The organism is Candidatus Leptofilum sp., from assembly GCF_965223525.1.
Taxonomy (GTDB): Bacteria; Chloroflexota; Anaerolineae; order Promineifilales; family Promineifilaceae; genus Leptofilum.
Genome location: NZ_CBDCWX010000005.1, coordinates 830,796 through 843,364, shown reverse-complemented (window position 1 = coordinate 843,364; position 12,569 = coordinate 830,796). Strand labels below are relative to the sequence as shown.

Sequence of the window (12,569 nt, the reverse complement as noted above, 5' to 3'; positions counted from 1 at the left end):
TCGTGTGAATTAAATGGATAAGCAGTTACGAAGCGGCCGTTCTTGCCGGGCCACTATTAAATACAAATCTTGTCCCAAAAACACCTCCTCACCCGTCAGCGGGGTGCCTAACGTACCCAGGGTAATGATCAAATCGGGAAATGCGGCAATTTTCTTGTTGTCAACGCTCAGCTTTGTGTACCGCTGGCCATACGTTAATTGCAGTTGCCGATTGGCTACATCGCGCATGTGGATGAGGCCGTAAGCTTCCTGCCCTTGCCCGTGCCAGCTAATCTCAGTTACCGATGCAAAGGTGGAGAATTGGGTTGGCAAAATTGTTTGCAAAGCGACAATGGTATCCTCGCCGCCATTGTCATTGGTAGCCAGTAACAGTTGCCCAATTCGCAAGGCATCGCTTATAGACGATTTGCTTGCTTGGCAGGTTAGGGCTGTTGGCGATAGTGGCCCAACGGCCGCAATGTAAGTTGCATCGGGGGGCAAAGCGGTCAACTGTTGCAATAGTTGTGTTGGTTGGCCGTTCCAGATTTGAGCTTGTTGGTGATTGTTTACAAGGCAAATTGTGAACCTTTGGGAAACGGCCGTTTCGCACAAAAAGAGCAATAAATTTTGCAATGCAGCAGGATGGAATGTGGCTGGCACGCAGGCATCCAGCAAAGGAATGTTCGAATAGGCAGACAATTCCCAGCCGATCATCGTTTCAACAGCCCCTGAGCCGCCGCTGACGAGACCGGAAACGGCCGTTCCTAATTCATGTTGCAGTGTTTCCAGGGCACAATGGATTTGAATGGGGTCAATTTGATGCGTCTGATGGCTCGATGTGTAAACCGGCATTACGGCTGCCACAATCATTTGGGGCAAGCTGGCTGAATCTAAGAGGCAGGCACCCCCTTGAGCCGTTGCCAATGCGCCAAGATGCAAACCATCTTCCAGCTTACCGCCTCCGCCACCTCCCAAAACGGCACCGCCAAGAACGGCCGTTTCCATGGTCAATGCGTCTAAATTGGTTTTCAGGTTCATCCTTCTCCTCGTTTGCCAAAAACGGCCAGCTATCCTTAATAAAAGGATAAATAATCAATTGCAAGCCGTCTACGGGGAACAAAGATGAAAAAGAAAGAGGCTGTTTATCCACAATGGATAAATCAAATAGGAGGAGGTTATGATTTATGCAGATGTGTTAGCTTCGTGGCAAGATAGAAAGCCAATTGCCGATCGCCCTTGAATGGGTTGATGCCTAAAATTTCTTCAATGCGGCGTAGGCGGTATTTCAAAGTTTTGGGATGAACGAACAAATCGCGAGCCGCCTGCTGCGAATTCTGATTAGCGTCGAAATAAGTTTCCAGCGTTTTTATCAATTCCGTGTCGTTATTTTGATCATAAATGATAAGCCGCCCCAAAATTTGCTCCCGCCAGCGGTTCACTTCAGATTGGTCGGAAAAACGCTTGAGCAGCACATACAGCGCAACATCTTCATACCAAATTATCGCTTCTGGGTTACCTAAGTGCAGGCGGATCTCTAAAGCGGCCGTTGCCTCTTCAAAACTGTGGCGCAGGCGCACCACCTCATCATAAAAATTGCCAATGGCAACGGAAACAGACAGTTCGTTCAGCGTTTCTGGCAGACCAGCACAAATTCTTTCCGCCAGTGCATGGGTGGCACGCTGCGCCTGCGTCAAAGGTATCTCTGCTGCAAAATGGGGCATCACCACAATGCTGTCGCTGCGCTCCACCACAATACTCAACGGATTCTCCCCCGCAACAACGCGCGAGACCCCGCGCAAAAACCGCTGTTTGATGTGCTGAAAATGTGCTTCTCCTTTCTCCAAATGGCGCAAATAATATGCTTCAAACTCATTTAAATCTACCAACATAACAACGCGCTTGTGCTGCAAATCCCAGCCTAGCGACCGGCCCCGTGCCAGCAGTGCCTCCACCGAATGATGCTCACCGGTGAGCATATCTTCTAAAAAGTCTCGTTTGAGCCGTCGTTCAGTTTCCAGCACGGCTCGCTGTTTTGCCAGCTCTAGCGAGGCAACCGTTGCAGCTTGCTCAATGGCCGTTAGATCCAACTGGTTCGCACTTTGCTCAGCATCCCATACCAACACAAATCCATCAATCTCATTCTGCTTACCCGTAACCAGCGGTACAAGCCAGCAGCCGCTTGCTTTGTTCCAAACCAGCCCTGGACGCGCAAACTGCAATATTTCTTGTAAAAGATTATCGCTATTTACTTGTGGCGCACCGGCCAACAAATCGCCCCAGCCGTTAACAAAAGCAACCGGTCGGTTAATCAGTTCATGCAGCGCATCTGCAACAGCCTGCAAGCCATCCCCGCCTAAAATTAGCCCAGTCAAGCGCTGGTGGATTTCTTGTGAGCGTTGCAGAAGATACGTTTTTTCTCGCGAAATGGCTTGTACAAGTGGGGTGATGATTTCTGGATAAGCAACGGATTCTTCCACCTCGATCAGTGGCAAACCTGATTCCTCTGCCTGTTGGACAACCAAGGGGTCTAAAATATCTTGAATTCCCTTCTGAAAGACCAGAGCCGCGCAACCTTGCTCGGCCAACCCTTGGATACTTTTAATCTGCAAAGAAGTGTTGTCGCGTAAGGCGTAAAAGCTGGTTAAGAAAAGGTGGTCTTGTGTTTCCCAGAATGGCTCCCAAGGCGCCTCTAAAATATTGACGTGATTTATAATGCGATCCAGGTGTTTGCTCCCGGCCAGCAGCCGCCCTTTTTGTAGCCCGCCAATATTCAAAGCCTGCCTAACAGTAATGGCCATAATCTATTCATCCCTACGGCTTTGGGATCAAAATTGATTCGCTAAATCTTTACATTCTTGATGTCTGAAACATGTCACTAAATGATCATTACAAAATCCAACCGCTTGCATAAAAGCGTAAACGATGGTGGGACCAACGAAGCTGAAGCCTCGTTTTTTGAGGACTTTAGACATGGCTTGGGAAACGGCCGTTTCTGCTGGAACTTCCTCCATACTGCGCCACCTATTTTGGATGGGACGGCCGTCTACAAAATCCCACAAGAAGCGGCTAAACGAACCTTCCTTCTCCATGATGTCCAGATACCCCCGCGCATTTTTTACGGCCGATTGCACCTTGAGCCGATTGCGTACAATCCCTGGATTTTGCAGCAGTTCGGCAATTTTGGCTTCGTCGTAACGGGCGATTTTTTCGGGATCGAACTGGTCAAAGGCTGCCCAATAATTTTCCCGCTTACGCAAAATGGTAATCCAGCTCAACCCAGCCTGCGCGCCGTCCAAAATGAGTTTGGCAAACAGCAGTTGGTTATCGTAAATGGGAACGCCCCACTCTTCGTCGTGGTAGCGAATATACAGCGGATCGGTGGTGCCACACCAGTCACAACGAAACTTTGTGTCCATCTATCTCCTCTAAGCGATTAGGTTGGTACCGTTGAAAACTGAGCGATTTTTTCCTCATCAGAGGGGGAGTGTTTTCCTTATAGCCACTCAAATCGTCCGCGCAATTGTACATCACGCGACGACTTGCCTACCAACAGTTCGAAATGGCCGGCTCCGTAACCCAATATTAAGCTAAGCCGCAAATTATTATTGTCCGCCAGACACTGCGGCAGGCTTCTGCTAATTCGCTCTAACTGTACTGGACACCTGTCAACTGTTCAGACGTCTCCCAAAGGCGGTATCCATCCTCCTCGTCGCGGGCAGCCGCATTGGACTGAACCAATACCGGATACCCCCTTATCTCCTGAAAACCATCCGGCCCGTAAAAATCACCGCCCTTTGTGGCGGGATCAACGGCCGCTCGCAAGGTCGGCAGTGCCCCCATTGCCGCGCTTTGCCGCAAAGGACTGAGCAGCCCAGCAAAAAGTTTCGATGACAACGTATCGGGCGGCGGTGCATTAGCCTCTATATTTGTTCTTGAAGCACCCGGATGAGCAGCAACAGCGATAGTATCCACGCCTGCTGCCTGTAAACGACGCTGCGATTCGTGCGTGAACAGCATATTTGCCAGTTTGGAACGGCTATATCCCTTCATCGGCGTGTATTCTTTTCCGTTAGCAAATGTCAGATCATCAAAATCGATCTTGCCAAAACGATAAATGCCGCTGGAAACATTAACGACCCGCGCTTTTGGCGTTGCCGTCAGCATATCCAACAAAAGACCCGTCAAGGCAAAATGCCCCAAATGGTTCACACCCAGTTGTTTTTCAAAACCATCTTCGGTCAGGCTGTAAGTTGCCCCACCGATACCAGCGTTGTTGACGAGAAGATCAAGTTGCTTGTATTTGGCTTTGAAGCTGGCAGCGAAACGACGCACCGAAGCCAAGCTAGCCAGATCGAGTTCCATCAATTCACCTTTCGCTTCTGGAATTTCCGCCCGAATTGCTGACCAAGCAGCTCCTGCTTTTTCCATATTGCGACAAGCGAGGATCGTGTGCGTGCCCTTACGTGCCAACTCTTTCGCTGTTTCAAAGCCAAGGCCGCTGTTGCCGCCTGTTATGATGACGACTTTGCCTGTTAAGTTGGGGATATCAGCCGTTGTCCAATTTTTGCTCATGTGTTTGCCTCTCAAAACAGTAAATTCTTGTGATTTAAGCAGTCCCAAAAACCTTCGGATCGTAAAAGCGGGAGACGAGAAGAAGGATGATGGTGATTACGGGTAAAACAAATTGAACATCACCTAATGCAATGTGTGCCATTAGAGCCAGCACAAAGTCAAAAAAGAAGCCTGCATATGCCCATTCCTTTAGAAGCGGCGATCGCTTCGTTAAAATGGCGATGATGCCCAATGTCTTGGCTAGGGCCAATGGGTAAACAAGATAAGCTGGATGTCCTAAGCGCATAAAGTTTTCGCCCATCATTTCATTTTGCAGCACATACGTCAGTGCACTCATGATCATTGAGGCCGATAACAGACCCGTTGTGATCCAATAAATAATTTTGTCTCGTGCTGCCACATTGTCTCCATATTCAAGTGCAATTAATCGCATTTTTTGTCTCCTTCGATTCTATATTGAGCCAATCTTGAATCATTTAGCTCTGCGTGTCTATTTCGGCAATGGTTGAAAAAACATCCGTCCAGCCAGTGTAATCCCCTGCGGTTTCGCCAAAGCGCACCACGATACTGTCCGTGTCTGGCGAGATGTAAATAAACTGCCCAAAATTGCCGTAGGCAAAAAAGTCGTCGGCTCGATTTTCCTGTGGATTAATCCACCAAAAGTATTTGTAGCGGTAGGGGTGTTCTGACAAGCCCATGGTAGAGCCAGGGACATCGGTTAACAAAGGGTTGTCATCGGGCAGATAACGAGTTGAACGCTGCACCCATTCTTCTGACAAGAGGGTTTCATTGCCGAAACGGCCGTTATTCAAAAACAGCAAACCAAATTTGGCGTAATCAATGGGCCGCGCATTCAAACCACTAGCCAATTTTTCAAAACCAAATTCGTCTAGGCTCCAAGAGCCATCAAACTCGGTCCCCAAATTTGCCCACAATTTGCTTTCCAAATAGGCTGTAATTTCCGTTCCCGTGGCTCGTTCCAAAATCAGTCCCAGCAGCAGCGGATGATAATCGTTGTACTCCCACTGCACACCCGTTGGCGACTCCGATTCGGCCGTCAAAGCCAGTTGCCGCAGATCAGGCGTGTAATAGGTGCGGGCAAAATCGTCCCAGGGCATTAGCGTCCCCTCAAACCGGATACCAGATGTCATTGTCAACAGATCGTGAATCGTAATCTTTTCCATTTCGGTACCGACAAACTCAGGCAGATAGATGGCAATAGAATCATTCTCGCTGCCAATAAAACCGTCTTCGATAGCCAAGCCAATCAGAGCCGAAATGAACGATTTGGAAACGGAAAAAGTGCTAAACACCGAGTCGCGCTCATATCCATTGAAATACTGCTCATAAACAAGCTCGCCTTCTTTGATAACCAAAAACGCTGTAGTTTCGGTATTGGTGAGGAAGGTGGAGAAATCGCTGGTTTGATGACCCTCAATCTCAAGGGTGGCAGGAATGTTGTCAAGTGTCTGTGCCAACGCTGTTTGTTCCTCAACGGTGGCATTGGGAAAATCCCACGGTTCATCTGCCGCTTCCATAGGGCGGGTGGGGAATATCTGGTAATCTTCGACACCGCCATTGCCCCAAGCCAACACGCGTGTCCAATAAAACTGCCGCCAGGTAAAGGCTAAGTAAATACCGATAACTGCAATGATTAATAGACTGATTAGGAATGGTTTTCTTTTTTTCATGACGCAGTCTCTCTTTTAAATAACGGCCGTTAACGCCTTCTGCAAAGGCAACTGCCGCAAGCGATGACCGGTTAAATCAAAAATGGCGTTGGCAATGGCGGGGGCGATAGGTCCTAAAGGCGGCTCGCCCACGCCCGATGGTCTGTCTGAGCCTTCAAGCAAGATGACGTTAATCTCAGTAGGTGTATCGGCTAGGGTTGCCATCGGGTATTGGTGATAGTTGCTGGCGGTGAATTGGCCGTCCTTAACGGCCGTTTCCTCATACAGCGCCGCCCCAATCCCCATCATCACACACCCCTCAACCTGCATCCGCACCCCCTCGGGGTTGATGACAACGCCGGGGTCAATGGCCGACGTCACCCGAACCACATGAATTTTGCCCTCCTCCACCTTGACCTCAATCACCGAAGCGGCTACCGTGCGGCGGTCATTGACAATCGCCAAGCCACGCCCAACCCCCTCAGCCTTCGGATCATCCCAACCGCTTTCTGCACGCAGGCGTTGCAAAACATCACGCATCCGGCGCAGCTTCTCATCCGAGCCTTGCAAATAAGCCAAACGAAAATCAAAGGGGTCTTGCCCCGCCGCCTGCGCCACTTCATCCATAAAGCTCTCTATGGCAAAGCCATTCGGGAACATCCCAATCGCCCGCCAAATCCCCGTGTCATAAGGCACATCAATATGCCAGACGGTGGCATCCCGATTTTCAACTTCGTAAAGAAAGGATGCGCCATGCGCCACGTTCATCAAGTCCGCGCCGAGGATTGGCTGAACAGAAAATGGCAAGGGAATAAGCCCCAACCCCTGCTCGCCAGAAGCGACGTTGTGTTCAATCGCTGTCAATTCACCCGCACCGTTTAACTTCGCCCGCAGCGTGTGATGCGTAGACGGTCGAACCACACCGCACAAAAATTCAGTCTCCCTATCCCAAAGCACGTGAACGGGACGACCCATCATTTGCGAAAGACGCGCTGCATCGGGCGAAGGATCGAGCCAAAAGCGCCGCCCAAAACCACCGCCGAGGTAGACATGCTGCACCTCCACATTCTCAGCATCAATGCCCAGCGCTTGAGCCACCCCACTTTGAACCCGAGCCGGCCCTTGCGTTCCCGTAATGACGAGCACCCTATCCCCCTGCACATCAGCAATCGCCCCGTTCGGCTCCATGTGGGCGTGAACACCTGTGGGCACACGATATTCCGCTTCAACCAGCGTCTCTGTCCCACCGTTAAATTGGCTGTTGACATTGCCCTCGCGCTGGATATTGACAGGTGATGTCGTTCCCACCGTGACAAGGTCATCAAGCTCCTGCTGCTGCCAAATTTTAGGCACTGTCCATTCCGCGTTGAGTTGCCGCTTGCCCATCTCGGCCGCGTAACGATTCTCAGCCACCACAGCTACCAAATCATCCTGTTGAATGACTTCCACCACGCCGGGGAAGGCTTTAGCGGCGGCCACGTCCAGATTTTGCAATGTGCCACCAATAAAGGGGCATTTCAGCACGTTAGCGTGGAGCATAGAGGGTATCTCGGCATCCAGCCCGTAGATGGCTTCGCCCAGCACCTTCGGTTGCAAATCAATGCGAGGTTGCTCCGTGCCCACTACTTTGAAAGATGAAGCCGGGCGCAGCGGTGGCGTGTCGGGGATTTCCCACTCGGTGGTGCTGTTGACCACGTCAATGTAGGGCATTTGCCGCTCACCTGCGCTGACGAAGCCAGCGTCTGTGCGAACCTGCGAGACAGCAACACCCCACTGTGCAGCGGCCGCTAGCTTGAGCATTTCGCGAAAGGTTGCGGCCGTTTCCCGAATGGGTTGATAGAGGCTGCTGGTGGTGGAACTGCCCGATGTGCCAGCCGTATCAATCATGCCCTCGGCCGTCGAACTCGGTATCACTTTCACCTGTGCCAGCGGGATGTCCAACTCTTCAACGGCCAGCATCGCCAGCCCAGTAAAGATGCCCTGTCCCATTTCCACCTTGGCCGCTTTGAGCAGCAGGCTGTTGTCGGCCTGCATTTCAAAGACGAGGTCTGGTTGCAGGGTGTTGATGCCGTGGGCAAACTCTTGCTCGGCGATGATCTCAGCCGCGAGCCTTCTTAAGGGAGTGCGGCCAAAGTAGATGGCGGCGACGGAGCCAGCCAAAGCAATGCCGCCAAATTTTAGAAAGCCACGGCGGGAGATACGACCCCGTTTTTTGATTGGTTCATTTTCTGTCTGTACATTCTTTCTGCTCATGATTCAGCTCCTAACTACCCTGGTTAATTTCAGCCGCGCGACGAATAGCCTTCATGATGCGGGGATGCGTACCGCAGCGACAGATATTGCTGATGTTTTGTTTGATCTCCTCGTCGGTGGGATTGGGGATTTCGATAATTAGCTTGGCCGCCGCCATCATAAAACCCGGCTGACAGTAGCCACATTGGGGGACGTTTTCTTCCAGCCACGCTTGCTGAACGGGGTGCAGATTTTCCGCACTTTCAGAAAGCCCCTCCAGTGTCATTACCTCTTTGCCTTCAGCCAATTGCACGGGGTAGGTACAGGAGCGGAAGAGGTTGCCATCCACATGGAGGGAACAAGCGCCGCACATGCCTCGGCCGCAGCCGTATTTGGTGGCCTTTAGGCCAAGCTCGTCGCGCACAACCCACAGCAGGGGCATATTGGGGTCAACGTCTACGGTGATGGGGTTGTCGTTTATTTTGAAGTTGATTTCCATGATTGAACTCCTTTCTTAGCGAATAAATTCGCGGCAACTACTGCCAAGTCCGCCTTCGCGGACTAAAAATGGCCTGCTATAGTCGGCGAAGGCCGACTTTGTTGGCGTAGTCCGCAGTTTTAACTGCCGGGTGTTTTATTCCGTCTCCGTCGGTATTAGCGCACCCGCAGCGAGCCACGCTTCTAGTGATTGAATAAATTGTTCGTGGGAAACTGGGGGTGGCGTACGGCCGTTTCCCGGTTCCCACGCCCACAAGACCAGCGGGTCTTCGCTCATGTGGTGCAGCAAATCTTCATGGGTGCGGCCACCATTTTTGGCTGGGTCAAGTAGAGCGGCGACAACCTCGGCATCGGTTAGCCCGTGCCAGCCCATGCTTTGCGGAGCCAAGCCCCAGTGAGGCGCGCCGGGCACGTTGCTGTAGAGGTTGTTTTCTTCATGGTGGCAAGTGTCGCAGGTTTGCACGGGACCAGCGTGATTTTCCTCGCCCCGTGTCACGTTGAAGAGGTGGGGAATCTGCTCGTCGCGTTGCAGCGGCTGATCGGCCGTTGGGTGGCAGTTGCTACAGCGGGGGCTGGTCAAGACGCTCATAACAATGTCGAATGGTTCGCCATCTATAGACTGAGTGGTGGCGGCGGGTTGATTGCCGACGGGTGTCCCAGGTGGTGGTTCCTCTGTTTGGCAAGCAGTGAGGAGGAGGGTGGTGAGGAAAACGGCCGTAAACAAAACTGGGCGATTCAATCTTAGTCGCATAACTAACCTCCTAATATTGTGTAAATCACAAAAAGTATTTTGATAAAAAATGAGCTGCGAAATTGTGATTTACTTAGGTAAAAGCGGAAGAAATGGCTCTGCTTATTTCAAATTACTTTCCCGCTTTTACACGGCTCCCTACCGCTCGGTCAAACAAGCCATCACCGAGCAGATGACGAGCCGTAATGAGCAGCTTGGCATCACGCCCGACGCGGTAACGAGCTTTGGGGCTGTTGCTACTCAACGCTTTCAGTACCGTTTGGGCGACCAACTCCGGCCCCGGCGCGTTTTTATAGCTGTCGCGGACAGACTGACGGAAGGCGGCGACCATTGGGGCATAGGCTGGCGGCTCATTGCTGTTGTCCAGCGTATTTACGGCCACATCTTCAAAGCCCGTGTCAATAACGCCCGGCTCAACCAGCACGACATTGATGCCGAACTGCTTGACTTCGAGCCGCAGCGCATCGGTCATCCCTTCAACGGCGTGCTTGCTGGCCGCATACCAACCTAAACCGGGCATGGACACTTTGCCAACGACGGAACTAATGTTGATGACGGTGCCGGATCGCTGCTGGCGCATCATAGGCAGGATGGCCTGTGTCATTCTGCCCAGGCCAAGGACATTGACGGCAAAGACATGCTCGACAGCTTGGGGAGATAGACCTTCGATAGTGCCATAGAGGCCGTAGCCTGCGTTGTTGACGAGGACATCGAGGCGGCCTTTGCTGCGTGTGATGTGGGCAACGGCCGTTTCTATCGCCGCCTCATCCGTCACATCCAGTTTTAAAGGTTCAATCTGGCTCGTCCGCATCGCTTCCAGCTTGTCCATCCTGCGAGCGGCCGCAAAGACATAAAAGCCATTGGCTGCCAGCTTTTCGGCAATTGATTTACCGATACCGCCTGATGCGCCAGTGACTAAGGCAATTGGTTCTGTTTGCTTACTCATGATTCTTTCCTTATCTGAACATTTCTGCTTGCTTCATACACTATACTGCTGACGGGTATCTATTTGAATACATAAACGCGCCTAATGTTTGCACAATCCTGCTTCGTTGGCGGAATTGTCTATACTTTGAGCCGTCGTTCTGTTACGATGTAGTTGTGCAAAAAGATAAAATTTGGAGATAAAAACATGATGAACTTGAAGCAGCAAACCTTAACTGAGCTACTGAGCCGTCAGGCAACAAAAGAGGGCTTTCACGAGTCAGCCATTCGTGATCTAGTGCTGTTTAAGGCCTCTGACCAGCGGGCGCGGCTGCAAACGTTGTGTGAGGCGTTTATTGTGGTTTTGGGGCAGGGCAATGTTTGCTGTTACGTGGGCGGAGAAATGTATGATTTCAGCGTCGGCAGCTATTTGACGCTGTTTTTGCCCATGTCGCTGGAGATTGAGGTATTGGCAGCCTCCGCAGAAGCTCCCTTGCTGGCTGCGTGTATTCGGGTTGATTTGAGTCGAATTGCTACTTTGTTGCTGCAGATGGATGGGGTTGGGGAAGCGTTGGGGGAAAAGGAAACGGCCGTTTCTTCCGGCATCTTTACCGCGCCCATCAACCATAAATTGCTTGACCCCACCATCCGCCTTTTAGAGGCATTGGACGACCCCCGCGACATCACCATTTTAAGCCAGGCCATCATTGACGAAATTTACTACCGCGTCCTGTGCGACGACCGTCCAGGAGCCAGTTCCTTTCGTCATCTGCTGGAACAGCGGGGACAAATCCAAAAAATCGCTAGAGCTGTCAACCACATTCAGAACCACCTTGATGAGAAAGTTTCGGTTGAGTATCTGGCGCGTTTGGTCAATATGAGTACCTCCAGCTTCCACCGCAGCTTCAAAGCGGTGATGCACGTTTCGCCCGTGAAGTATGCTCAGGCGATGAAGCTATTTCGGGCACAAACATTGCTGAAAGAGGGATATACGGTGAGTGAAGCGGGCTATCAGGTTGGTTACAATAGTCCGGCGCAGTTTAGCCGGGAGTACAAGCGGCATTTTGGCTATGCGCCGTCGGCGACAGTGGCGGTGGGGTGAGTTAGGAGAAGAGAGTGGGGAAACGGCCGTTTCCCTCCTCATCTCATCCTCCAAAAAATCAAACCGTAGTCACAATCACTCCGACAAAAAATCTCGGACATTCGCTATCACTTTTTGCGTCAATCGGCTCCTTGCTTCTACTGTCCATCCCGCAACCTTATTTGAGATGATAACGTTGGGATAGCTTGAGAAAATTTCTGCATAGCCACCTGCCCCATCTGCATCAAAAATTGCATAGTTGTGCCCTTGTTCAATCCAATCACGAAATGCGATTGGTTCAAACGTTGGGCCAAGCGATGTGTTGACCAATATTGAACCCGGTTTCATTCTTTCAAACTCTTTTTTGCCCAATAAATTTGTCTTTTTGGGCAAGTGTGTTGTAACCACGTCCGAAAATACCAACAACTCATCAAGCGGCGCATACCGTACATCCCTGCTTTCTAACTCTTTTCGGCGTGTGCGGCTGTAATACCATACTTGCATTCCAAAACTACATGCAGCCTTTGCTACCATTTGTCCGGTCGTGCCAAAACCTATTATCCCCAGATGCTTGCCTGTCATTTCCGTAGGTTCATCACCCCACTGGTGTTTTCCCAGCCCTTTGTACAGGGAAATAAGTTGGGCAATGATAAATTCTACAACTCCTTCATCACCGTAATCCCGAACACCGCGAACTGTAATTTTTTGCGACTGCGCCGCTTCAATATCCACATTTGCTGATGACGCATCATACAAGCTACAACACATACCGACATATTTCAATTGTTTAGCTGCTCGCAGCACTTCGGCTGAAATAGGCGTGTTCCAACTTACTAAAACGCAATCCGCATCCTGTATTCGC

12 protein-coding genes are annotated in these 12,569 nt (G+C 51.0%); 1 reads left to right on the top strand and 11 read right to left on the bottom strand.

What is annotated here, in order from left to right; genetic code table 11:
* Positions 1–9 precede the first annotated feature (9 nt).
* From ACOQPM_RS09120 to ACOQPM_RS09075, 10 genes are all read right to left on the bottom strand, one after another.
* Positions 10–1,017 carry a DUF917 family protein gene (locus ACOQPM_RS09120; protein ID WP_420628941.1) on the bottom strand — a complete coding sequence of 336 codons (1,008 nt, stop codon included), beginning with the start codon at positions 1,015–1,017 and terminating at the stop codon, positions 10–12.
* A 137-nt stretch (positions 1,018–1,154) separates the two neighbouring features.
* Positions 1,155–2,777, bottom strand: a complete 1,623-nt coding sequence (locus tag ACOQPM_RS09115; RefSeq protein WP_420628940.1) for a PucR family transcriptional regulator — start codon at positions 2,775–2,777, stop codon at positions 1,155–1,157.
* Positions 2,778–2,804: 27 nt separating this feature from the next.
* A complete protein-coding gene (locus ACOQPM_RS09110) occupies positions 2,805–3,395 on the bottom strand; it encodes a DNA-3-methyladenine glycosylase I (RefSeq protein ID WP_420628939.1) in 591 nt (196 codons plus the stop codon).
* A gap of 229 nt (positions 3,396–3,624) precedes the next feature.
* A complete protein-coding gene (locus ACOQPM_RS09105) occupies positions 3,625–4,551 on the bottom strand; it encodes an oxidoreductase (protein WP_420628938.1) in 927 nt (308 codons plus the stop codon).
* Positions 4,552–4,585: 34 nt separating this feature from the next.
* A complete protein-coding gene (locus ACOQPM_RS09100; RefSeq protein WP_420628937.1) occupies positions 4,586–4,984 on the bottom strand; it encodes a DoxX family protein in 399 nt (132 codons plus the stop codon).
* A 43-nt stretch (positions 4,985–5,027) separates the two neighbouring features.
* The gene (locus ACOQPM_RS09095) at positions 5,028–6,242 is read right to left on the bottom strand and encodes a serine hydrolase domain-containing protein (RefSeq protein ID WP_420628936.1); all 1,215 of its coding nucleotides are present in this window, start codon (positions 6,240–6,242) and stop codon (positions 5,028–5,030) included.
* 15 nt (positions 6,243–6,257) lie between these two features.
* A complete protein-coding gene (locus tag ACOQPM_RS09090; RefSeq protein ID WP_420628935.1) occupies positions 6,258–8,474 on the bottom strand; it encodes a molybdopterin cofactor-binding domain-containing protein in 2,217 nt (738 codons plus the stop codon).
* A gap of 10 nt (positions 8,475–8,484) precedes the next feature.
* On the bottom strand, positions 8,485–8,952 hold the full coding sequence (locus ACOQPM_RS09085; RefSeq protein WP_420628934.1) for a (2Fe-2S)-binding protein: 468 nt from the start codon (positions 8,950–8,952) through the stop codon (positions 8,485–8,487).
* A gap of 135 nt (positions 8,953–9,087) precedes the next feature.
* Positions 9,088–9,702: a hypothetical protein gene (locus tag ACOQPM_RS09080; RefSeq protein WP_420628933.1), complete on the bottom strand. Its 615-nt coding sequence runs from the start codon at positions 9,700–9,702 to the stop codon at positions 9,088–9,090.
* A 112-nt stretch (positions 9,703–9,814) separates the two neighbouring features.
* Positions 9,815–10,648: an oxidoreductase gene (locus tag ACOQPM_RS09075; protein WP_420628932.1), complete on the bottom strand. Its 834-nt coding sequence runs from the start codon at positions 10,646–10,648 to the stop codon at positions 9,815–9,817.
* Positions 10,649–10,834: 186 nt separating this feature from the next.
* Between ACOQPM_RS09075 and ACOQPM_RS09070 the strand changes: the two genes are divergently transcribed.
* Complete coding sequence (locus ACOQPM_RS09070; protein ID WP_420628931.1) at positions 10,835–11,728, top strand: AraC family transcriptional regulator N-terminal domain-containing protein; 894 nt, start codon at positions 10,835–10,837, stop codon at positions 11,726–11,728.
* A gap of 75 nt (positions 11,729–11,803) precedes the next feature.
* Here ACOQPM_RS09070 and ACOQPM_RS09065 read toward each other — a convergent pair whose 3' ends face one another.
* Positions 11,804–12,565 carry an NAD(P)-dependent oxidoreductase gene (locus ACOQPM_RS09065; protein WP_420630523.1) on the bottom strand — a complete coding sequence of 254 codons (762 nt, stop codon included), beginning with the start codon at positions 12,563–12,565 and terminating at the stop codon, positions 11,804–11,806.
* Positions 12,566–12,569 lie beyond the last annotated feature (4 nt).

Excerpts from the sequence above, each read along its gene's own strand:
- ACOQPM_RS09120 (WP_420628941.1), bottom strand. The coding sequence starts at position 1,017 with ATGAACCTGAAAACCAATTTAGACGCATTGACCATGGAAACGGCCGTT.
- ACOQPM_RS09115 (WP_420628940.1), bottom strand. The coding sequence starts at position 2,777 with ATGGCCATTACTGTTAGGCAGGCTTTGAATATTGGCGGGCTACAAAAA.
- ACOQPM_RS09110 (WP_420628939.1), bottom strand. The coding sequence starts at position 3,395 with ATGGACACAAAGTTTCGTTGTGACTGGTGTGGCACCACCGATCCGCTG.
- ACOQPM_RS09105 (WP_420628938.1), bottom strand. The coding sequence starts at position 4,551 with ATGAGCAAAAATTGGACAACGGCTGATATCCCCAACTTAACAGGCAAA.
- ACOQPM_RS09100 (WP_420628937.1), bottom strand. The coding sequence starts at position 4,984 with ATGCGATTAATTGCACTTGAATATGGAGACAATGTGGCAGCACGAGAC.
- ACOQPM_RS09095 (WP_420628936.1), bottom strand. The coding sequence starts at position 6,242 with ATGAAAAAAAGAAAACCATTCCTAATCAGTCTATTAATCATTGCAGTT.
- ACOQPM_RS09090 (WP_420628935.1), bottom strand. The coding sequence starts at position 8,474 with ATGAGCAGAAAGAATGTACAGACAGAAAATGAACCAATCAAAAAACGG.
- ACOQPM_RS09085 (WP_420628934.1), bottom strand. The coding sequence starts at position 8,952 with ATGGAAATCAACTTCAAAATAAACGACAACCCCATCACCGTAGACGTT.
- ACOQPM_RS09080 (WP_420628933.1), bottom strand. The coding sequence starts at position 9,702 with ATGCGACTAAGATTGAATCGCCCAGTTTTGTTTACGGCCGTTTTCCTC.
- ACOQPM_RS09075 (WP_420628932.1), bottom strand. The coding sequence starts at position 10,648 with ATGAGTAAGCAAACAGAACCAATTGCCTTAGTCACTGGCGCATCAGGC.
- ACOQPM_RS09070 (WP_420628931.1), top strand. The coding sequence starts at position 10,835 with ATGATGAACTTGAAGCAGCAAACCTTAACTGAGCTACTGAGCCGTCAG.